The 22,398-nt window shown below is 41.5% G+C and carries 20 protein-coding genes; 13 read left to right on the plus strand and 7 right to left on the minus strand.

What is annotated here, in order from left to right:
* Positions 1 to 90: 90 nt before the first annotated feature.
* Positions 91 to 1,350 carry an MFS transporter gene (locus Q9G97_RS08940; protein ID WP_305898518.1) on the plus strand — a complete coding sequence of 420 codons (1,260 nt, stop codon included), beginning with the start codon at positions 91 to 93 and terminating at the stop codon, positions 1,348 to 1,350.
* Positions 1,351 to 1,447: 97 nt separating this feature from the next.
* Positions 1,448 to 2,422: a tRNA dihydrouridine(20/20a) synthase DusA gene (gene dusA, locus Q9G97_RS08945; RefSeq protein ID WP_305900313.1), complete on the plus strand. Its 975-nt coding sequence runs from the start codon at positions 1,448 to 1,450 to the stop codon at positions 2,420 to 2,422.
* 40 nt (positions 2,423 to 2,462) lie between these two features.
* On the opposite strand, the gene Q9G97_RS08950 is transcribed toward dusA, so the two are convergent.
* The 4 genes from Q9G97_RS08950 to Q9G97_RS08965 form a co-directional block, all read right to left on the minus strand.
* Complete coding sequence (locus Q9G97_RS08950) at positions 2,463 to 3,293, minus strand: CPBP family intramembrane glutamic endopeptidase (protein ID WP_305898519.1); 831 nt, start codon at positions 3,291 to 3,293, stop codon at positions 2,463 to 2,465.
* 107 nt (positions 3,294 to 3,400) lie between these two features.
* On the minus strand, positions 3,401 to 4,282 hold the full coding sequence (locus tag Q9G97_RS08955; protein WP_305898520.1) for an alpha/beta fold hydrolase: 882 nt from the start codon (positions 4,280 to 4,282) through the stop codon (positions 3,401 to 3,403).
* 91 nt (positions 4,283 to 4,373) lie between these two features.
* Positions 4,374 to 5,420: a signal peptide peptidase SppA gene (sppA, locus tag Q9G97_RS08960; RefSeq protein ID WP_305898521.1), complete on the minus strand. Its 1,047-nt coding sequence runs from the start codon at positions 5,418 to 5,420 to the stop codon at positions 4,374 to 4,376.
* 215 nt (positions 5,421 to 5,635) lie between these two features.
* On the minus strand, positions 5,636 to 8,635 hold the full coding sequence (locus Q9G97_RS08965) for a ComEC/Rec2 family competence protein (RefSeq protein ID WP_305898522.1): 3,000 nt from the start codon (positions 8,633 to 8,635) through the stop codon (positions 5,636 to 5,638).
* A 201-nt stretch (positions 8,636 to 8,836) separates the two neighbouring features.
* On the opposite strand from Q9G97_RS08965, the gene Q9G97_RS08970 reads away from it, so the two are divergent.
* Entirely contained in the window at positions 8,837 to 9,415 is a 579-nt protein-coding gene (locus tag Q9G97_RS08970) for a DUF2062 domain-containing protein (protein WP_227680232.1), read from the plus strand.
* A gap of 99 nt (positions 9,416 to 9,514) precedes the next feature.
* Here the strand turns inward: Q9G97_RS08970 and lolD are convergent, their stop codons facing one another.
* A complete protein-coding gene (gene lolD / locus Q9G97_RS08975; RefSeq protein ID WP_201569600.1) occupies positions 9,515 to 10,195 on the minus strand; it encodes a lipoprotein-releasing ABC transporter ATP-binding protein LolD in 681 nt (226 codons plus the stop codon).
* A 74-nt stretch (positions 10,196 to 10,269) separates the two neighbouring features.
* Complete coding sequence (locus Q9G97_RS08980; protein WP_305898523.1) at positions 10,270 to 11,505, minus strand: lipoprotein-releasing ABC transporter permease subunit; 1,236 nt, start codon at positions 11,503 to 11,505, stop codon at positions 10,270 to 10,272.
* 400 nt (positions 11,506 to 11,905) lie between these two features.
* Here Q9G97_RS08980 and Q9G97_RS08985 point away from each other — a divergent pair, with 400 nt between their 5' ends.
* Positions 11,906 to 12,898, plus strand: coding sequence for a hypothetical protein (locus tag Q9G97_RS08985; RefSeq protein ID WP_305898524.1), 993 nt, complete (start codon positions 11,906 to 11,908; stop codon positions 12,896 to 12,898).
* A 130-nt stretch (positions 12,899 to 13,028) separates the two neighbouring features.
* Here Q9G97_RS08985 and Q9G97_RS08990 read toward each other — a convergent pair whose 3' ends face one another.
* Positions 13,029 to 13,418, minus strand: coding sequence for an SCP2 sterol-binding domain-containing protein (locus Q9G97_RS08990; RefSeq protein WP_305898525.1), 390 nt, complete (start codon positions 13,416 to 13,418; stop codon positions 13,029 to 13,031).
* An 868-nt stretch (positions 13,419 to 14,286) separates the two neighbouring features.
* Here Q9G97_RS08990 and ccoN point away from each other — a divergent pair.
* From ccoN to Q9G97_RS09035, 9 genes are all read left to right on the plus strand, one after another.
* A complete protein-coding gene (ccoN, locus tag Q9G97_RS08995; protein WP_305898526.1) occupies positions 14,287 to 15,768 on the plus strand; it encodes a cytochrome-c oxidase, cbb3-type subunit I in 1,482 nt (493 codons plus the stop codon).
* Positions 15,769 to 15,777: 9 nt separating this feature from the next.
* Entirely contained in the window at positions 15,778 to 16,416 is a 639-nt protein-coding gene (gene ccoO / locus Q9G97_RS09000) for a cytochrome-c oxidase, cbb3-type subunit II (protein WP_201569610.1), read from the plus strand.
* On the plus strand, positions 16,416 to 16,598 hold the full coding sequence (locus tag Q9G97_RS09005; protein ID WP_305898527.1) for a cbb3-type cytochrome c oxidase subunit 3: 183 nt from the start codon (positions 16,416 to 16,418) through the stop codon (positions 16,596 to 16,598). The genes ccoO and Q9G97_RS09005 overlap by 1 nt, the downstream gene beginning before the upstream one ends.
* Complete coding sequence (locus Q9G97_RS09010) at positions 16,595 to 17,752, plus strand: c-type cytochrome (RefSeq protein ID WP_305898528.1); 1,158 nt, start codon at positions 16,595 to 16,597, stop codon at positions 17,750 to 17,752. Before Q9G97_RS09005 ends, Q9G97_RS09010 begins: the two co-directional genes overlap by 4 nt.
* A 400-nt stretch (positions 17,753 to 18,152) precedes the next feature.
* Complete coding sequence (gene ccoG, locus Q9G97_RS09015; RefSeq protein ID WP_305898529.1) at positions 18,153 to 19,562, plus strand: cytochrome c oxidase accessory protein CcoG; 1,410 nt, start codon at positions 18,153 to 18,155, stop codon at positions 19,560 to 19,562.
* 153 nt (positions 19,563 to 19,715) lie between these two features.
* Positions 19,716 to 20,303 carry a FixH family protein gene (locus Q9G97_RS09020; RefSeq protein WP_305898530.1) on the plus strand — a complete coding sequence of 196 codons (588 nt, stop codon included), beginning with the start codon at positions 19,716 to 19,718 and terminating at the stop codon, positions 20,301 to 20,303.
* Positions 20,304 to 20,344: 41 nt separating this feature from the next.
* Entirely contained in the window at positions 20,345 to 21,058 is a 714-nt protein-coding gene (gene queC / locus Q9G97_RS09025) for a 7-cyano-7-deazaguanine synthase QueC (protein ID WP_305898531.1), read from the plus strand.
* Positions 21,059 to 21,204: 146 nt separating this feature from the next.
* A complete protein-coding gene (locus Q9G97_RS09030; protein WP_305898532.1) occupies positions 21,205 to 21,534 on the plus strand; it encodes a hypothetical protein in 330 nt (109 codons plus the stop codon).
* A gap of 164 nt (positions 21,535 to 21,698) precedes the next feature.
* The gene (locus Q9G97_RS09035; RefSeq protein ID WP_201569622.1) at positions 21,699 to 22,196 is read left to right on the plus strand and encodes a peroxiredoxin; all 498 of its coding nucleotides are present in this window, start codon (positions 21,699 to 21,701) and stop codon (positions 22,194 to 22,196) included.
* Positions 22,197 to 22,398: the final 202 nt, after the last annotated feature.

The following is a 22,398-nucleotide window of genomic DNA, read 5'->3' on the forward strand; positions in this document are numbered from 1 at the left end:
ATAGTGAGGGTATTATCATTCAATATATGGATACGTGACCTAATGCCCTCTCGTTCTGAATATGCGCTGATGTCCTCAAAGGATAGAAACATGATGTTATTCATCTGTTTTAGTAGCGCTATAGTATTTTTTGATTTTTTGATTTATTTATACATGGCAGACTTTATTTCATTGACCTTTTTTCCTGCTAATGTTGATCCTCGTATTACTAAGCTGCAAGGTTTAGGTCTTTTTGTCGTAGGCTATTTGGCTCGGCCTTTAGGCGGAGTAATCTTCGGTCGTTATGGTGATATTAAGGGCCGTAAACCCGTATTGTTATTTAGTTTATTGATTACTGCGGCTACTATGCTTGCGATCAGCTGTCTGCCAACTTATGCTCAATGGGGCTTTATAGCACCCGTTTTATTTATTATATTGCGTCTGATACAAGGTATGGCTTTTGGTATCTTTGTTCCGGTCACTTGGATTTTCGTTGCTGAGCATGTGCCAAGACAGTATTTATCTATTGGTTGTAGCTACGTTTCAGCCAGTTTTTTTATTGGTGTGCTGTTGTGTAACGCTTTTTTTGCATGGTTTACTAGCTCTATGACGCCAGATCAGCTTATTAACTATGGCTGGCGTATTCCCTTTATAGTTGCCACAGTTTTGAGCTGTCTGCCCTTATTGGCATGGCGTTTTATCAAAGAGTCACCGTTTTTTATAGAGATGCAACGATCAACACCGCAAGGTTACGTGGCAAAACCACTTACTCTACTCTTTAAGCATTGTAAACACTCTATCTTTATAGGCCTAATGCTCACCTTAGTGATCTCTAGTGTTATTACCGTTATCGTCTTAATGTTGCCCGGTTTGATTGAGCTACGCTTTAGCTTAAATAACGATCTATTCGATTTTTCCCATAGTCTCGGTATAATTTTTCTGCTTTTTGGCTGTGTCTTTTATGGATTTATATCTAATTACGAGAACTTCGGTAAAATCTTAGTGATCGGTTGTCTATTACTAATCGCGCAAATGTTTGCTTTTTATTATCATCTGCAAGCAAGTGGCGATTATATTTTGATTATGTATGCCTTATTAGGATTTTGTGCGGGCATAATAGGCATGATCCCTGCTGTATTGTTACAGCTATTTCCAACCGATGTACGTCTGACAGGTTTTGCATTTTCTTACAACGTTATGTATGGGATTGTTGGCGCTTTAGTTCCCTTTGGACTTACCTACGCTACGGTTTTTGTGAGCTTCTCACCAGCGCTTTATATTGCCTTTGTTGGTTTAATCGGCGTAATAATGGGGCTGTACTTTTATCGTTTGCCTGAGTTCAAGCGCATAAATGCGGTTTTACAGCAATAATTGTCTCTTACATAGAATTTATCAGTAAAAAACTATTAACAACATCTTTTAATTATAAAAATATAAAATTATTGAAGCATAGATAAGGACAATAATGATGAAAATAGATATGAGCAATAAGCGCCTGTCGGTCGCACCTATGATCGACTGGACAACGACAGACTATCGTTATTTTGCTCGGCTATTTAATCCGCATGTCTATTTGTATACCGAAATGATTAGTACGGGTGCGCTGCTATATGGCAATCGCGCGCGGCACTTGCGTTTTGCCAAAGAGGAGCATCCTCTTGTCTTACAGTTAGGCGGCGCGGACACCACAGAGATGACGCAGTGTGCACAGTTTGCCCAGCAATATGGCTATGATGAAGTCAATATAAACGTCGGCTGCCCATCAGATCGCGTCCAGCACAATAAGATCGGTGCTTGCCTTATGGCTGAGCCAAATACAGTAGCTGAGCTAGTCCAGCATATGCAAGCGGCAGTCGATATTCCAGTGACAGTTAAGCATCGGATCGGTATCGATGACTTTGACAGCTACGAGTTTATGGCGCAGTTTGTCCAAACAGTCGCCGATAGCGGGTGCACGCGCTTTATTGTCCATGCGCGTACGGCTTGGCTACAAGGACTGAGCCCAAAACAAAATCGTGAAATCCCGCCCCTGCGTTACGACGACGTTTATCGCCTTAAGCAGGATTTCCCTGAGTTAACCATTGAGATCAACGGCGGTATCGAAACTGTTGAAGATATAAAGACGCATCTGCAATATATAGATGGCGTGATGATTGGTCGTGCGTTTTATCATAATCCTTATCTGCTAGCAGAGGCCAACAGCTTATGGAATCAGCCGATACCTAAGCGCTCAGAGATTTTGGCGCAACTGTATCCGCATTTGCAGAGTCAAGTCGCTAAAGGTGAGCCGCTATCGACTATGGCAAGGCACTACCTAGGACTATTTCAAGGACTCAGTGGCGCGCGCAAATGGCGTCAAGCGCTCAGTGGTAAGCCAAGTTTGACCATTGCCGATATCGAAAAAGCTGCCAATGAGGTACTGCTGCTCAATCCTGATGCTTAGGCTATTTTAAAGGGCATCAAACACGCCCTAATATGTAAAATCAGAGCTTATCAGATAAATACAGCCACATTGCCGCACCATTATTGATGATATGCAAGAGTATTGGCAATAATAACGAGCCTGACTTGTAGCGAGCATAACAAAACACTAGAGCCAGTACGACAATGGTACTAATCTCATAAAGACCATACTGCAAATGAATCATCGCAAAAATCAGACTAGTCACTATGCTTGCAATAATAGCGCCCCAAAACTTTATTAACTGCTTTTTAGGCGACGTCGATGATTGCTCTAATACCTGCCCTGCAAACTGCTCGCTAATAGCACGCCATAACAACCCGCGAAAGATTAGCTCTTCATAAATAGGTGCAACTATGACTATTGCAAATACTAATAGCCATACTGAGCTTACCGACTGATATAACGGCTCAACAAAATCTGATGGCGCTTTATTCAGCCAATATGTCAACGCTTGACTGGCGATCATAAATAGTAACAACACCCCAAACATGGCTATGCCCAGTGCTAGCGAGAACGGTTTAAGCGCTAAATAGTGACGGCTATTGCCGCCTTTTATGCTAATAATCGCTACACTTAGCAGTGATAGAATGAGCAAGCTGACTATGATAGATAAGCTAACTATCGTGCCATCACTACTGCCTATATAAAATATATCGCCAATGGTTAAGCTTTTACTATTCGCTAGTACTAACTTACCTGCTAAATAAATACCGACGAGTTGACTAGCAAAAAATGCAATCACTATGCCTATAATAAGGGCCACTACCCCAAAGCGTGAGAATAAGGGCTCGGGGATTGCTTGCTTGTTTAAAGCGTTTGGCCCGGGGCTGTTTTTTAAGGTATTTGGCATAGCAAGCTCATTCAAAAGATTACTTAATTAGTAAGAGGTTCTTATTATTAGTCATTTTTATCAAAGAAGCGGCACATAAGTAGTAGTAAAAACGAATTACTCTAATTCTATACTTGCTGTGCGATAAGCGCTAACACTTGCTTAGTTACGGATTCTGGATGCTCCAACGGGAACATATGGCCGCCCTTGTGAGTTTGATAGTCTATCCCTAAGCGAGACTTTATTTGTTGTGGAAAGCGACGTTTTAAAAAGATACTCTCCTCGCCTATGATCAAAGTCACAGGTGGCTTTGGCGCTCGGTTTGGAGTGAGCCAGTACAGCGATGGATTAGTACGAAATACCGCAACTTCGCTAGACTTCGGAATAGCTAATGCCACTTTACCATCGGCACGCTCATCCAAACCATGCTCGATATAACCTACAAAGCTGCACTCATCAAAATGCTTAAAAAAGCCTTTGCCGCGTAAACTCTGGTAAGCGTCTGCCCGACTATCCCACACATCACGGCGATGCTTAGAGATACCCGCTGGCGAGAGTTTATCCATGAGCCGATGATTCATCAGGGGTAGTCTATCCGTGGTTTTGGCCAAATGCCATAGCAAACTTGTCTTGCCATACAGCCACGGCGGATCTAACAATACGGCTTGGCTAAAGTACTTGGGCGCACGATATAACGCCTGTAGCGTACACATGCCGCCGAGTGAATGACCCACAGCAACCAACTGCTCAACACCATGCTTGTCGCAAGCCGCTTGCACACTATCGATAACTTGCTGAGTTAAGCTACGCCAATGATTATCAACGGGATAATCAGGATGATTGCCCAACATCGCAATATATTCGATAGTGAAAAAATCCGTTAAACCTATAAATAATGGCTCATAAACTGCGCTTGGTATACCGTTGGCATGAGCAAAATGTAGTACAGGCTTATTGGTCAGTTTAGATTTAGGTAGCGCGGCAAAGCTCTGCGCATCGATAGCACTCATAATTTATTCTCATTGAACTTTATTGGGGGCTGTCCGCTAGATAATAAAAAGCTGAGCCATAATTTATAGCCCAGCCTCATTGTTATGAATACTAACGCATCTGCGCGTTAGAATCCTCTTTAGGTAGAATATCAAAATTAATGCTAGAGCCTACTCCTGCGCCCATCTTAATAGCAAAGCGATCCATAAATAGCTGGAACGGATCTGCAGGCGTATAGTTGACAACATTATCAAGCTCTAATTGCTTCTCTAAAGTGCTGATACTGCCCGTCTTATCCGCTAAGCCTAGCGCGATAGACTGCTCACCTGTCCAAAATAAGCCTGAAAATAGTTTATTCTCTTCGGCATTTTTGAGACGATCACCACGGCCTTCTTTTACCGCATCGATAAAGTGCTTATGAGTATTGGCCAACACATTTTCGACATGTTGCGCCTCATAATCTGTCAAGGGACGAGTCAAGCTTAAGATATCTTTATACTCGCCTGCGGTAATCGTGCGATCTTCGACGCCAACCTTATCCATAAGTCCTTCAATATTATAGCTTGGCATAATTACGCCAATGGAACCCACTAAGCTTGAAGGATTGACATAGATCTCATCCGCTGCTGAGGCGATATAATAAGCGCCTGATGCGCCAATATCACCGATCACTGCGTAGAGCTTTTTATCAGGATATTCTTGACGCAGATCCATCATCGTCTGCCAAATCTCATCGGACTGTACAGGCGAGCCGCCAGGCGAATTAATATCGAGCGCTACTGCTTTGGAATTGGTGTTCTCAAAAGCACGAGTCAAAGCTTTATTAACATCATAAGCATTAGCCAAATCATTAGTACTGATGGTGCCTTGTAGCTCAACAACGGCTAAATGCGGCTGGCTGGTACTGACGCCTTCAATAGCAGAGGAATCGTCGCTACTACAGCCACGACCAATCGTCAAAAACACCAATAGAATATAACCAAAGGTTAGGAGCTTAAAGAAGATACCCCAGCGCCGAGCTCGACGCTGCTCTTGGACACTGGCAAGTAAAGTGTTTTCAATAAGACGCCATTCTTGTCCCGTTGGCTGTTGCTGCATTGGTGCGGGCTGATTGACATTATCAGAACGTTTATTGGGATCTGGTGGCCAATTGGGCATATAACTTCCTAGGTTAGAGACAATATAAAACGCTGCAAATATAAGAGTATTAGCTGGCTAGATTTAAAGAGCTGCCAAAATAACCGTTAAAATTTTACTACTATTTTTATGCAGCTGGTTAGTTATGGTGCTATTTACCTTAAGGTTCAATAGCGCCAGCATAACAAAACTAAAAAAATCTAAAGTAGCTTTATTGTGCAAATTTATCATCATTTTTATTCTATGGTTTGCTCCTGATTGTTAGCATTGCTACCAGCATTATCATCGAGCGCAAATGCTGTCTCTAGCGTTTTATTATCGTAGCTCAATACTTGCTGGACTTGCTGAGCTATTAATACAGTCTTAGGTACGTTTGAGCCACTATGCGCCAGCCACGTTGTCTGCATTGTATTGCTAATATTGTCAGTGCTATTTATCGCACCGCTTGCGCTAACTAATGATGTATCTACTGTACATAATAGTGACCATAATTGCCAAAGCCGCTGATGAGTGGATGCATCTAGCACTAGACGCGATTGATTCGTTATAGCTTGTGGATTTGCTAATGGACTAGCATCTGTTCGGCTATCAATGTTATCGGTATTTGACACACTAGCGTCCGTTAAGTGCTGACTTATTAGTACAGGTGACTGCAAAGGATCAGCCGCGTTGTATTGTAAAATAAGAATAGGCTGGTCACTTTTTATAGCTAAGCTACAATCCCAAACACTAGCATCATCTATAGTGCTCCAACCCGTTAGCGCTTGTATTTTTAATTTACTATCTCCTGACTGCCAAGTTTTATCTGCTATGCACTCCTGCATGCTAATCGAGGGCTTTTCGTCATTATTCAAACCATTTGCAACATGAATTTTACCTGCTTGCCAATAGTGCTTAGTAGGTAGATGTTGGCTTAATTGCATAGCGGTTTCAGCCAACAATGTAGCGTCCGTTTGCACGACTATACCCTCTAAGCGTTTGATCGTTAGTGTGCCTAATTGCTGCTCCAATATAGCGGCAAGCTTATCTGCGCTTAGTGTACTTGCCATAGTACGCGTGTCTTTAGGTCTGTGATCGGCTAAAATTAGCCAACTGATACTTTGTGGCTTTGCTTTATTATCATTAGAAACGGTGTCGACAGGATATTGCATAACAGCAGCGCTTATATAACTATCGTTGGTCGGTAACACATATAACGTCGGCGTAAAGGTTATTGCTTGTTGATTGGCGTAGACGGTCATTATTAGCAAGCTAAGCGGTGGTAATGCCAGCCAACGACTGAGCAGTCCGCGTGGTAGCAGCCAAGGTATCAGCACTAGTCCTGCCATTATTAATATAGCGCTATTGACTGGGGTATAGAGCCAAGCTTTACTCAGCGCTGGCATACTGGTAAGCCAAATTATCAGCTCATGTAAGCTACTAACTAAGCTAATCACCAGCGCCCACAGACTTGTGGCAATACTAGGCGCTATCAGATAACACAGCCCTGCCAGTAGATTGAGTGGGACGATAACCCAGCCAAACAGCCCAATAGCGAACAGATTAATGACTAAGCCCCATAATGAAGCTTTGCCAAATAGCATTAAGGTAATCGGCAATAACGCTATAAATAACCAACATTGCAGCTTAAATAAGCGCTTAAAACTGACGTAAGCTTTAGCAAAATTACTATCTATCAAACCCTGCGGTTGCCTAGCTTTAAGGTCAGATTGCATATGACCCTGACTATCTTTATCGTTAAGACTAGCGTCATACTTTAGGATTAGCGCTACTGCGACAAAAGATAACCAATAGCCCGCTTGCCATAGCACGTAAGGATCAATCCATGCCATTATTACTGCAAGCGCTAGCAATACCCGCATAGTACTCACAGGTAATAGAGTCAGACGCATAGCACCAATAGCTAAGAGCATCCATGCAGTACGGGCGGCGGGTACATCAAAGCCTGTAAATAGTGCATAAACAAAAGCGGCGCTGATCATCACTACCCAACGCAATTGCCAGCGTGGTACATAACGATATAAGGTTGGAAAATATTTATCAAAAATTAATACCGCTAGCGCCGCCATGATAATCGCTAAAAATAAAACATGAGTACCCGAAATAGCCAGCAGATGCGAGATGCCTGCCAGCTGATATAAGTCTTTAGTTTCGCGATTAATTAGGCTTCGATCACCAGTCAATAAGCTTAGAGTGACCGCACGAGCTTGCTGCTGATCAGGCGTAAATGATGACCAGTCTTGATAAAATGTCTGTCGTAATTGCCAGCGTCCTTGATCAATACGCGTGCGAATACGCTTAAGATAAGAGTCTGCAGAGGATAAGTTTTTAAGCACTGTGTTGCTTTCGTCAACACTATTACCAAATGGCTTACCAACACTTAGTATAGTGGCGGCCCCATCGATATGCCGAGCCCGTAGCCAGCGATAACTATCAAAGCCTGTTGGATTATTGATAGCGTCTTGCGAGCTGGCAAGCGGTGCTAGGCTCATACTCATTAGTACTTGATCGCCTGGTTGTAGAGTATTGAGGGAGTCAAAGTTGCTAAAGTCAGTAGATTTTTTGGGATAAGCGCTGAGTAAAATACGATGTTTTGACAGTGATGCGATATTGTTTTGGCTATTGCTATTTTGACTGCTATTACTATCATCGCTACTTCTAGCCAGCACTTGCTCAAGTGTTAGACGGTTCAAATCCTGCGCACTAAGTTCAGCTATTAGGGGCGCTATATAGCTAACGGTTGCAACCTGTCGATAGCCACTGTTATTAGCTGGGTCGTAAACACTATCGCTTATGCCCTCGATTGTGACTAGCGCTTGTACTCGCATAGCATTAGTCACTTTTGTATCTTCTGCTTGGCTATGGCTGTGCAGAACTTGCAAGCCGCTACCGACAACGAGTAGTAATGCCAGCAAAGCCATTAGTGGATAACACAGAATACGAGACAGTGACTTTATGAGTGCTGGATTTTGAGAAGATGTTTTAGTTAAGATGGATTGCTTTTTGCCAGTTAATTGATCGACAGCTTGTACATTTATCTTGTCACTAGAAACTATACGCCATTTGCACCATTGACTGATGAATAGTAAAATCATCGCAATAACGATTAAAAAAGGCCAAATAGTAAAGTAAGCCGACGCCTCAGAGAATGGACTCATGGGCAATACTGAGTCGCCTGTAACAGCTAGTGTCGCCATCATCAGCACCAGAATAAGGATGCTCAGTAACCAGTACACTAGCGGCCCCCTTGACATAAGCTGTAGTCATAGCAATTGTATTTATATTACCCTATACTGATTAAGATTGTTGCCACGAATAAACCTTACAGTACCTCTATTTTTTTGTATACCCTATTCATTTCGACTATCTTTTTTAAATCATTTTAGACATGATCTACTTAGAGTAGTGCACTATGGACAATAATTAAAGGCAAGACTGTGCCCAAAAAACAGCTTAAAAATCTGCTGCCCACGCCTGAAAAGATTCTTGAGAGTCGTAGCCTAAAATTTTTTGCCCCGCATTTAAAAGATGCCAGATTATGGCAGTTCAATCGTCACAGCTTGAATAAAGCCGTCTATATTGGGGTACTCAGCGCTTTTTTCCCTTTGCCAGGACAGATGTTACTGGCCTTGATAGGTGCGTTGATTTTCCGAGCTAACGTGCCAATGGCACTTGGACTGACTTGGATTACCAATCCACTTACTACCCTGCCTATATTTTATGCAGGTTATTGTATAGGGGCAAAGATTCTAGATGTGCCGATGATCAGCCTGAGGCTGATTGGGCGGATGATTACTGACTTTAGCTTATGGATTATAGCAGGTGGCGCCAACCCTTTTGTCACTTATAAAGGTGTGGTATCGCTCGGCGCTTTTTGCTTGGGGCTGACGCTATTAGCTATTGTCAGTAGTGTGATTTGCGGCTTAGCATTTAAGGCTATCTGGCGATATAAGACAGTGGTTAGCTGGCAAAAACGGCCACAAAATCTAGCCAAAAAGCGTAAGTTAGATCAATAAAAACCAGCCTCTTAGGAATATAAATTACTATTCCTAAGAGGCTGGTTTTATCTACAGAAAACATTTGGCATTAATCAAATTAAAAACTACTAATCAAACCTAATACTCTTCCCAATGACCATTACGTAGTAATAGCTGACGATCGGCCAAAGCGGCTAGACTACGATCGTGAGTGACCATGAGTAATGCTGTCTGCATCGTGCTTTGCAGCTCAGATAACATCCCAAATACACTTTGGGCATTATCATAATCCAAATTACCCGTAGGCTCGTCCGCTAATATAAGCGAGGGTTTTGTCACCAAAGCGCGTGCAATCGCCACCCGCTGACGCTCACCACCTGATAACTCACCTGGCCTGTGCTGCAAGCGATGACCTAATCCTACGTTTTCTAGAATCTCGACCGCCTGCGCACGTGCCTCAGTGGTCGACACTTTTGGGCGCATAAGCAGTGGCATCGCTACGTTTTCTATCGCTGTAAACTCAGCTAATAGATGATGGAACTGATAAATAAAGCCTAAATGCTGATTACGCATTGCACCGCGTTCAGTCTCATTCATATGATTGAGACATTTGCCATGTAGCCAGACTTCACCGCTTGTTGGTGTATCGAGTCCACCAAGTAAATGCAACAGAGTACTCTTGCCTGATCCGCTAGTACCGACAATAGCAACACGCTCGCCAGGATTTATTGATAAATCTAGACCTGTCAATACTTGAGTGCGCACCGCACCCTCATCGTATATCTTACTAATATTAGTCGCTGTCAAAATAGCAGACATCACGTTTCCCTTTTATTGATACTACTCGTGGACTTATTATTGAACTATCTACTCACTCGCTACTTACCCACTACTTACTCGTAACGTAGCGTTTGCGCGGGTTGAATCTTAGCGGCCCTGCGTGCTGGATAAATGGTCGCCAAAAAGCTTAGTACGAATGAAGCGCCCGTAATCAAGATCACATCAGTTAAACGCAGCTGTGAAGGTAGATAATTAATAAAGTAGGCATCAAATAGATTCAAACCAAAAGTTTGGTTAATAAAGCCCAAGATATCACTGACCGTTAGAGCAAAGATAATACCTAGAATAGTCCCTGCAATGGTACCGATGAAGCCGATAACCACGCCTTGCACCATAAATATGTGAGTGATCAAGCGCGGAGAGGCACCAAAGGTCTTTAGGATAGCGATATCAGCTTTTTTATCCGTGACTAGCATCACTAAGCTTGAAACAATGTTAAATGCCGCCACTAAAATAATTAAGAAAAGGAGCAGGCCAACCATCGCTTTCTCCATTTGTATCGCACCAAATAGATTGCCATGAGTTTGTGTCCAATCATTAGGATAAAGCTGATCGGGTGCTATAGCTGCTGCTTTTTGCGCCGCTATTGGCGCAGTAAAAATATCATCTAGCTTGAGACGGATACCTTGTGCGCCTTCAGGTAGGCGTAATAATTTAGCAGCATCACCCATCGGGATAAAGGCCATTAGACTATCGACCTCTGGACTAATGCTAAATACACCCGTCAAAGTAAAACGCTTAAAGCGCGGGATAACGCCTGCGGGTGACGGTGATGCTTCTGGTAATACCAACGTCACTTTGTCACCGATACGAAGACCGAGCGACTGGACCATCTCTTCACCTAACACGATGCTAAAGTCGCCACTCTTTAAGGTATCAATGCTACCCTCAGTCATATGATTGTTGATGATTGAGACATTTTTTTCGTATTCAGGATCGACGCCGGTAACCATAATACCAGCGACTTGACCGTTGGATGTCAGCATACCTTGCAGTTGAATAAAAGGCGCAACCGCTACGACTTCTGGATCTTTTTTGATCTCATCCGCTAGCTGCTGCCAATCACCGACAACCTCAGTTGAGATAACCGTCGCTTGCGGCACCATACCCAAAATACGGGTTTTAAGCTCACGATCAAAGCCATTCATCACTGACAATACTGTGATTAAAACCGCAACCCCAAGGGTTAGGCCGATCATTGAGATTAAAGATATAAAGGAGATAAAACGGTTACTGCGCTCGGCTCGAGTATAACGTAAACCAATAAACAGGGCTAAAGGACGAAACATAGTTAAACTCTTTATCTTATCTAAGATTATCAATATAAAGCCATTAAGCTCTATTTGACTCTTAGATATGGTTTTAGACAGACTGATGACTAATACTGTTGTTTTTACCTTTTTATCATTGTTAGCTGAGAGCTAACTCTCATCGATAATGGCAAAAAAGGAGATAGTTTGACACAATTTAGTCAAAATGTACTATTGAATATGCTATTACCTTCTAAAAACCATGACTAATTTTTAAAAGGGTAACCAGCTTTGTTATTATTTTTTATGCAGGACTTGCTATTGCTGGTCACTATACCTATATATTATACGCAAAGGCGAATTGTCATTAACCCACCAGTATTGTTTGTTGAGCGTTTTGCATCCAGACGATACCGCTGACTTAATTTTGAGTATTTTCATGACTACCAATTATCATTATAAAATTCTACAGGCTCCAACCAAAATCACTTTAACCAATGCCCAAACGGCAGGTCACGCTGATCACTGGCGTATCTTAACTGATGATATGAGCCAAGATGTACCTGAATGGTTACAGCAGATGATCACCAAAGCCACAATGCCCAAAGGCCTTAATGATAACGTTACCGCGCAAGATAGTTGCCTGTTACTCTCTGAGGATCAGCCCTGTCATATCAATCAAGTATTGGCGATGAAAGATGGCAAGCCTGAGCGCTTCATCAATGCTTATCCCTGTGTTGACGGGCCTTATGGTCTCAATTGTAAGATTGAACGTATGATTGTCAATGACAATACTCATGATGCAGTACTGCGCCTGCGAACTGCGGATGGCAGCATTATTTATGCTTTTGATCAACTTCATACTGCTAACCGTCATCTTTATCAGCAAGGTCAATCCTACTTTGTCAATTTTAGTGCTTGGGCGCATGAGATTAGCATCAGTGAGCAAGATGAAGTCATCATGGTTGAGGATGCTGAAGCCATTCGCTATCATCGAGCCTTTAACGATATTGTAGCCGCTAATAACGGTCAAGTACCCACTGATATCCAGGAGCAAATCGCCAAATGGCAGCCAACAACTAAAGAGCAAATGGAGCCAGTAGAAATCAACTTAGGTCATATGTGCGCTTATTTATTTGGTGATACTTTAGGTCAAGAGGATGAGGCTTGGTGCCAAGGACAAGTATTAGGTAAGCAAGAAACGATGTTTAATGGTACGAATGTTATTTTGTTTGATGTGGTTATTCTGCGTGAGCAAGACTCTGATCCTTTCGTTGTACGTATTGCTGCACCTAGTAATGCACAGACAAAAGCTATTAAAGTGCTCAATTACATACAAGCTAATATCTGGTTGCAAGCCGCTATCTATAAAGAAAACCAAAATAGCAGTAACACTAAAATCCAGATACAAACTCAACCGCAAGCCAGTTGATATGAATCTGCTGATATAAATCAGCCGACATAACCTTAATAGTTTATATCGCTATCACCTACAAAAAAGCCCTTAACTGAGTTAAGGGCTTTTGCTTATCTTGATATTATCTAAGCTAAATAATAGCTCACTAAGCCAGCGTTGTACCCGCTTTAATACGCTTAAATAGCTCTTTTTGCTCAGTGCTAGGACGTGCGGTTTGCAATGCCATCAACTGTGACATATCACCTTCAACACGAATTTTACCACTCATAAAGGCGCCCATAACTTCGTTCATATCAAAATCAGTAATGATAGACTGTAGGGTGCTACGATCTAATAATAATGTCGTCGTGGCTTTGTCATTTAAGCCTTTATGCAACAAACCATCAGCAAAATTGGCTTCGATATCTTGACCTTCATCAGCAACCTTTAGGTTAATTACCATATTCGCTAGCGCTGGTGGCAAGTTGAGCTCACCTGCTTCATTGCCAAATTGTTCCGCTTGTGCAAACCATGCATCTGTCAAAAAAATGGCCATACTCAAATCCCCTCATAATAAAATAATGAACATAATAAAATAGTAAACGTCATGATTAAGGTTTGTAGATAAAACACCAAAAGCCTCAGTCATCTATAAGTATTATGGCTTGGAATCAGCAGAAGTAAAGACCATATATTGCAATATAGACTAAATTGTAACAAAACCTCTTCATTTAATTAAGACTATCTTCGTAAACTAGTCACAAAATAGCACCTACTTGTAGTGAGAAATTCTAATTCCTTACGATTCATATTGATATATTGATTTATTTTGTTATTATAGCTTCCTATAATCTTGCAACACGCTTTAGATAAGCTATTCGAATCTATTGATATGCATAATTCTAGATCAATGACAGTCAATTATTAAAAGCTATCAGTTAAAATATTTACCAAAGAGTTTGTATTTTCGCGCATGAGCTTGATGATATTTAATTATAATTGCGTTACAATACCTTAAACAGAATCATAAGTTTTAACTAAACATTACGTAACTATTTTTTATAGTATTTTGTTTTAATTTTTTTGTCAGCCGCCGCTAGCTTATCTTTTAACTAACAATTCTATCATCAGATTATATAGTGTTAGTTTTATAAAGATTAACGCACCTTATCAACTTGTTTTGATTCTCAGAGACGGCATTTTCTTATTATCCTAACCTTATTAATAATCCCACTATTTGCTAGCTATAGTCCTAGTTTGATAGCTAATAAGGTTACGATAATGATATTTGGCATTATTTTATACTGTGCATTTGTCGCTATAGAGCGTTTGTTATAAATTCTATCGAAAAGCGCTTATGTAAATACCTTATGTAAATTTTTGGTTATCACTGTTGATCATTCAGGCTGTAAAGGAATCATCCAATGAGTTTAAATAACACAGCAGTCGCCCCTGTTGACCGTGAGTATGAAATCACTATTGTTAGATTTTTTACTATCATGGCTGTCGTCTGGGGCATCGTCGGCATGAGTCTTGGTGTGTTCCTTGCCTCACAATTGGCATGGCCAGCACTTAACTTTGACATTCCATGGCTGACATTTAGTCGTTTAAGACCACTGCATACTAATGCGGTTATTTTTGCATTTGGTGGCTCTGCTCTATTCGCAACCTCTTATTACATTGTTCAACGTACCTGTAAGACTCGGCTATTTGCCCCTTATCTTGCTTGGTTTACCTTTTGGGGCTGGCAAGCGGTTATCGTAGCAGCTGTCATTACCTTGCCATTAGGTTTAACTTCAACTAAAGAATACGCTGAGCTTGAATGGCCTATCGATATTTTGATTGCTTTGGTATGGATCTCTTATGCCATCGTATTCTTCGGTACACTTATCAAGCGTAAGACTTCGCATATCTATGTGGCTAACTGGTTCTTTGCAGCCTTTATTATTACCATTGCGTTGCTGCATATTGTAAACAGTATGGCGATTCCTGTTGGCGCGTTTAAGTCTTACTCACTGTTTGGCGGTGCAACTGATGCCATGGTGCAGTGGTGGTACGGGCATAACGCAGTAGGTTTTTATCTGACTGCCGCTTTCTTAGGGATGATGTATTACTTCGTTCCAGTACAGATTGGTCGTCCGATCTATTCTTACCGCTTGTCTATTGTGCATTTTTGGGCATTGATTGCTTCATATATGTGGGCTGGTGGTCACCATTTGCATTATTCAGCACTTCCTGATTGGACGCAGTCATTAGCAATGGTGTTCTCTATTATTCTATTTGCACCTTCTTGGGGTGGTATGATTAATGGCGTACTGACCTTGTCTGGTAGCTGGGATAAGCTTCGTACTGATCCGATTATTCGCTTTATGATTGTGGCTTTATCATTCTACGCAATGTCTACCTTTGAAGGACCAATGATGTCTATTAAGACGGTTAATGCGTTATCGCACAATACCGACTGGACAGTAGGTCACGTACACTCAGGGGCGCTTGGCTGGGTTGGTATGATAACTATCGGCTCGTTATACGTATTATTACCACGTATCTATAATAAGCCTAAGATGTATTCTATTAGCTTAATTACTACCCATTTTTGGTTAGCTACAGCTGGTACTATTTTCTACATTGTTTCTATGTGGATCTCAGGTATCGGTCAAGGCATGATGTGGCTGGCGACTAATCCTGATGGTACTTTGGTATATAGTTTTGTTGATACCGTTGAGTTCTCACATTTCCCGTATATTGGACGTGCTTTTGGTGGTCTATTATATGTATCAGGTATGTTTGTTATGGCTTATAACGTTTATCGCACACTCAAAATGCCAGAGGGTAAGCCTGTAGATATCGCTGATCCAACGGATCATGAGCCTAGTGTTGATGAACCACGAACTGCTAACGTATAAGGAGCGATCATGGCTGGTACACCGCATGAGATTATTGAAAAAAATACAGGCTTGTTGGTCATCGGTATCGTAATCGCAATTAGCTTTGCAACCTTGGTTGAGATCGTACCACTGATTTATGATAACAAAGGACCTGAAGAAGGTGGGGTAAACGCTCCTCTTCCCGCCATGGAGCCATGGACAGCGCTTGAGTTTGAAGGTCGTGATGTCTATATCCGTGAAGGTTGTCACGTTTGCCATACGCAGATGGTACGACCATTACGCGCAGAAGTCGAACGTTATGGCCCTTATTCGCGCGCCGCTGAATCAACGTGGGATCACCCTTTTTTATGGGGATCTAAACGTACTGGTCCAGATTTGGCACGTGTAGGTGGACGTTATTCTGAGGATTGGCAAAAACAGCATCTAATCAATCCACGCTCATTAGTACCTGAGTCTGTTATGCCTGGATTCCCATGGCTTGCAGAAAATGAGATCAACGGTACTAACGTACAAGATAAAATGCGTTTATTTCGTGATCGTTTTGGTGTTCCCTATACTGAGGAAGACATTGACGGTGCTCCTGATGCCGTTCTTGGTGCAACTGAGCTTGACGCTTTGGTTGCCTATCTACAGCAGCTAGGTACAGCGATGGAAGGACAGCGCTAATGGGTATTGGTGAATTACAAACGATTGCAACCGTTTCTGCTTTTATTGCCTTTATAGGTGTTGCATGGTGGGCGTATTCCCCAAAAAACAAAAAACGCTTCGAAGAAGATGCACAGCTTGCGCTTGATGATGAGATGATTGATAACTTATCTGATAAGCCGCGCAATAAGGATAAAAAATGACATTTTTTTGGAGTTCTTGGATTACCATCATAAGTTTTGGGTGTTGGCTTTTCATCCTTGGTATTTTGCTGATGGTATTAAAATATAAGCCAGAGGTAGAAGAAGACGGTACTACTGGCCATGAATATGACGGTATTCGAGAATATGACAAGCCTTTACCGAAATGGTGGCTAGTAATATTTTTTGGCTCAATCGTTTGGGGCGTTGCTTATTGGGTATTTTTCCCAGCCATGTTTCCAGGATCGTGGGACGGTATTGCGACGGTAGAGGTCGATGGTGATGAAGTGCCATGGACTTCACGCAATGAGTTATTTAGTGAGCTCGAAGCGAACGATAAAGTATTTACGGCCAACTTTGAAAAGAGCATATTAGTCAAGGCTGATGCTGCAAGCGCTGCTAAAACGCTCGGTCAATTGGATGAGCTACAGACGACTCTACGTCGTAGTGAATCGCCACCTGCTGATCTGCAAACTCAGATTGATGAGAAGATTGCAGCACTGGCTCCTGCTATCGAAAAACTGGCCGAAAGTCCAGAAGCCCTAAAAGTTGGTAGCCGTTTATTCTTACAGAACTGTGCGGTTTGTCATGGCTCAAACGCCAAAGGTGCGATAGGATATCCTAATTTAACGGATAATGATTGGTTATATGGTGGTGAGGCTACTAACTTACTGACAACTCTACATAAAGGTCGGATCGGTGGGATGCCTGCATGGCGTGATCAGATCGGTGAAGAAGGCGTTCGCGCAGCATCTGAATATGTTTTATCATTATCACCTAATAATGGTGATAAAGCCAACGGTGAGCTTGATAAGACTCTAGTGGCTCAGGGCAGTGCTATTTTTCAACAAAATTGTGCTTTATGTCACGACAAAAATGGCAAAGGTATGATCTCAGCAGGTGCACCAAATTTAACTGATAGTACTTGGTTATATGGTGGTGAGCGAGAAACGGTTCGTGATACGCTACGCTATGGTCGTGCAGGGGTTATGCCTCAGTGGGAAACTAAACTAGGTAATGAACGTATCATGCTAGTAGTCGCTTATGTTTACTCTTTATCGGATAAAAACCCGAAGCCTGTTACAGCTGCTGCATCAAACATTACTGCTAGCGCAAAAGCGCCAGTTGCTAATATTGAGGCTGCAAGCGCTAACTAAGCTCATAGTTTTATCTATTGAATAGTATTATACAACTGTAGAATCATTAAAAGGAGAGCTGTTAATGCAGCTCTCCTTTTTTATTATCTCAAAGAGATCAAAATCAGGCATGTGGTTCTGGACATAGATACTGTCTGGCTTTGAGCATAATATATATGAGAGTAATAATTGAATTATTGTAATATCTCCCCATCTATAGTAGGGAAAATGTTAAAATACTTATTGATTAATTGAATTTTATTTAGCGCAATTATTTTTACTTTATAAACCTAAAAATAGCGCATTCTGTCTCAACTATTTACTGACACTGATAACAGCACACGCTCATACATCTATACCTTGTATTAGAGATTCGTTACTCATGCCAGCAGACTTATTCTTTTTCTAAAGAGGCAAGTTTATGTCAGCACCATCATCTAATAAAATACCTGTACAGCAAATTGATCTTGATGCTACTAAGCATCGAATTCATCCTCGATTCGTTACAGGCTTTTATCAAAATATCCGCGTCGTCAGCATGTATTTTTTCTTGGCACTTTTTTTACTGTTGCCTTGGTTACGCTATGATGGCAGGCAGGCCATTTGGTTCGATGTGCCCTCTCAACATTATTATATCTTTGGCATGACCTTTTTGACCCAAGACTTTTATTTCATCGCCGCTTTTGCGCTCATTGCTGCGTTTACGCTGTTTATGGTGACTGTTTATGCAGGGCGGGTTTGGTGCGGTTATGCTTGTCCGCAAACGATTTGGACACATCTGTATCAGTATGTCGAAAAGTGGGTGATCGGTGATCGTAATAAGCGCATAAAGTTTGATAAGTCGCCGATGAGTGCCAGCAAAGCCTTTAAACGTGGTTTGATCTATTTTATTTGGTTTGCTTTATCTGTTATCACTGCGGCGACTTTTGTCAGCTATGTATCTGGTACTGAGTCTTTGTATGGCAGTTGGCAAATGATTGGGATTATCCCTTTTCCTGACTGGCCAACATGGGTATGGGTATCTATGTTTATCTTCACCTTTGCCACTTATGCTAATGCAGGCTACATGCGTGAGCAGATGTGTATTCAGATTTGCCCTTATGGTCGTTTTCAAAGCGTCATGTTCGATAAAGACACATTAATTGTCTCTTATGATTATGAGCGCGGTGAGCCACGCGGTGCGCGCAAAAAAGGTACGAATCCTGAAGATTTAGGTGACTGTATTGAGTGCCAGATGTGTGTACAGGTCTGCCCTACTGGTATTGACATTCGTGATGGCTTACAGGTGGGTTGTATTCAGTGTGCTGCTTGTATTGATGCTTGTAATGAGATTATGGACAAAGTTGGCTATCCACGCGGACTCATTCGCTATACTACTGAGCGTCAATTGGCTGAAAAAGAAGATACGCGCGTGTTTAGTAAACGTCTATTTGCTTATTTAGCGCTATTGCTAGTGTTGTGTGGTGGTCTCGTTTATGCTTTGACCGATCGCGTACCATTAGAGATTGATATTCGCCGAGATCGTAACCAGCTGTCCTCTACTAATGCGCAAGGTATGATTGAAAACAGTTATGTGGTCAAGCTAACTAATAAGACTCAAGATGAGCATACTTATAAAATTACTCTAGCGCCGCAAGATGGATTGAGCTTACAGCTGCGTTTTAATGATGTGCCTTTAGCACCAGGTGAGAGCTTTGATATGTCAGTTAGTATCTATGGCGACCCAGCTATCATTGATAAGGGACAAACGCCTGTTACTCTCAATGTCGTTAGTGAAGATGGTCAGTATACCGTTAGTAAAGATAATGTCTTTACTACCCAAGGTCAATAAATGATCTTTACAAGTGCGTAGTTAATATCTCATCATTAACTGCGTCTATTTGCTTTAGTTTTGTAGATAATCAGTATAAAAGCTTATATCAAGTCTATATTTTATTATCTATCTTTTATTATTTATTATCTATCTTTTATTAATAGGTACTTTATGTCTACTTCAGCACCAGATTTTAAGCATCAAGACAGCCAGCCTTGGTACAAGAATTACATGGTTATTATCTTCGTAATTGGACTACCTGCTTTTGTCGTTGTGGCGTGTATTTATTTTGTTTATTACTCTTATCAGATTCGCGATAGCGTAGTGCGTGATGACTGGTATATGGATGGTAAGACTTTATATCATGATGTCTCACGCGATAAGCTCACTTATGATTTGGATCTGCATGGTCAGATGCAGTTTGCTGATAATGGTGATATTACTTTTTACCTTAATTATCCTGAGCAAAGCCTGCAATCGGGTAAACTGCTCAACGGTACTCCTCTGACATATCCTGATGAATTGGCTTTATCCATCTCCCATGCTACTGATATCAAAAAAGATCGTGATGTTATATTGCAGCATAAAAGCGGTAATGAATATAGTGCTCAAGCACCTGATATCGATCCTCTAAAGGCTAAGTACTATTTGCAAGTTAGCCATGATGGGCAAGATGATTGGCGCATGCGTGATGTTGCTAAGCTACCTCGCGCTGAGGTAAGTTTTGATCCACTGCCTGTATTTGAAAAACAAAGCTAACTGTCCCCTTTAAAATAAAAGTTATAAATGGTTTGGTTATTATGCCTATTAATGAAAACGCCGTTGTACTATTATCAGGTGGCTTAGATTCAGTTACTTGTCTGTATTGGGCCAAAAAGCGCTATGCTGCTGTAACTGCGGTAAGCTTCGATTATGGTCAGCGCCATAATAGTGAGCTGATAGCTGCCAAAAGCATTGCTCAAAGTGCAGGCGTTGACCACCGTATTATTGATATCGATATTGCGCAGCTTGGCGGCTCCTCACTCACCGATCCTAGTATGATCATTCCTGATGGTAATGCAGATAAATTCTCTACTAAAGATGATGAGCTAAGCGATAACGACGCTATTCCTAATACTTATGTCCCTGCACGTAATACTATCTTTTTATCTTATGCTCTAGCAGTTGCAGAGGTTACTGATGCTCGTCATATAGTCATTGGGGTCAGCTCCGTTGATTATTCAGGCTATCCTGATTGTCGCCCTGAATACATCAAAGCGTTTGAGCAGCTGGCTAATCTAGCAACCAAAGCTGGAGTAATGGGTCAGCATTTAGCCATTCAAACCCCTTTACAGCAGTTGTCTAAGGCAAAAACTATCGAGCTTGGTTTAAGCTTAGGTGTCGATTACGCTCAAACCATCTCTTGCTATAGTGCGGATAGCTATGGCTTGGCTTGTGGTATATGCGACAGCTGTACTTTGCGCCGTCAAGGCTTTGTACAAGCGGGTATCACTGACCCGACTCGCTATCAATAATCTGACGCCATAAACATAGCGGTAACATTCGATTGCATCATCACAGCACAGGCAGAGTATTTTTTGCCGATTAAAATTGTTATGGTAGGAGCGATCATTTTAGTGTCTATACAAAATTTTTAGTTATTATTGATGAGAGAAAAGATATGAAGCTGTTGCAAATGATACCTCTAGTCGCTGTCGGCCTATTTGTTATACCACAAGCTAATGCTGTCGATATTAAGCAAGAAAATATAAATACTTGTATTGATGGCGCCGTCAAATACAAAGTTGCTGATAAAAATACAGCCTCTAAACTTTGCAATTGTACGATCGGTGTGCGTAGCAAAATGACTATCGGTCAGATGTGGGAAGTAGAAAGCTATGCTGCAAGCAACAAAAACCCATCAACCCTACCTTATGTCAAAAGCATGCAACAAGAATTGCAGCAATGTACTGTAGGACTTGATCTGAAAAAGCCGCAAAAAGTGGCTTAAGATAGATACCAATTCAACGTTAAAATACAAAGACTGGCTATTATTGTCAGTCTTTTTTTTGCTACTAGTTGCCAATGAAGACGCAAAGTGTAAGACTAACCAAGCTACCATTTGAACAAAAAAACAAACAGCACTTAATCGATTCATTATAAAAGGAATTTACTATGGCCAAGCCCACCACAGAAGTCATCGCGTTACCTACATTTCCAGTATCTTTGGTTCGCAAGCTCGATGGGCATTTTATCCAAGATGACATAAGCTTAAGCGAGCTGGTTTCTCATAAAAAGAAGGGTTTAATCCTTTACTTTTATCCCAAAGATAACACTCCTGGCTGCACCACCCAAGCGAATGATTTTACTCAGTACCTAAATGCTTTTGATGATCTTGAATACGATATCATTGGCGTCTCTCGTGATAGCGTAGAGTCACACAAAAAATTTATCGAAAAGTACGATTTACAGATTCCTTTAATTAGCGATACCAATGAACAGCTTTGCCAGTATTTTGAGGTGATTAAAGAAAAAAACATGTATGGCAAAACCACTATCGGTTTAGTACGCTCAGCATTCGTATTTGATAAAGAAGGCAAACTGACTCATGCCCAACGTAATCTGCGTGCCAAAGACTACGCTGAGCGTTTGCTGACGACCCTGACTCCTTAACCTTTGGTGAAGGGTTTTGACTGCTTTTGATTTAGCATTGATGCGCTAAACATTTTTGCAACAGCTCACTACGTTTATCTTGCTGCATGTCTATTCATCTTGATTTACTCTACTTATGCATATGCTCATCAAATAAACAGCACTGATGATATTTTACGGTGACTGGCAATACAATGACTAACTGTATACTAGCTCATAATGA

It is taken from the genome of Psychrobacter sp. M13 (assembly GCF_030718935.1).
In the GTDB taxonomy this organism is placed as follows: Bacteria; Pseudomonadota; Gammaproteobacteria; order Pseudomonadales; family Moraxellaceae; genus Psychrobacter; species Psychrobacter immobilis_G.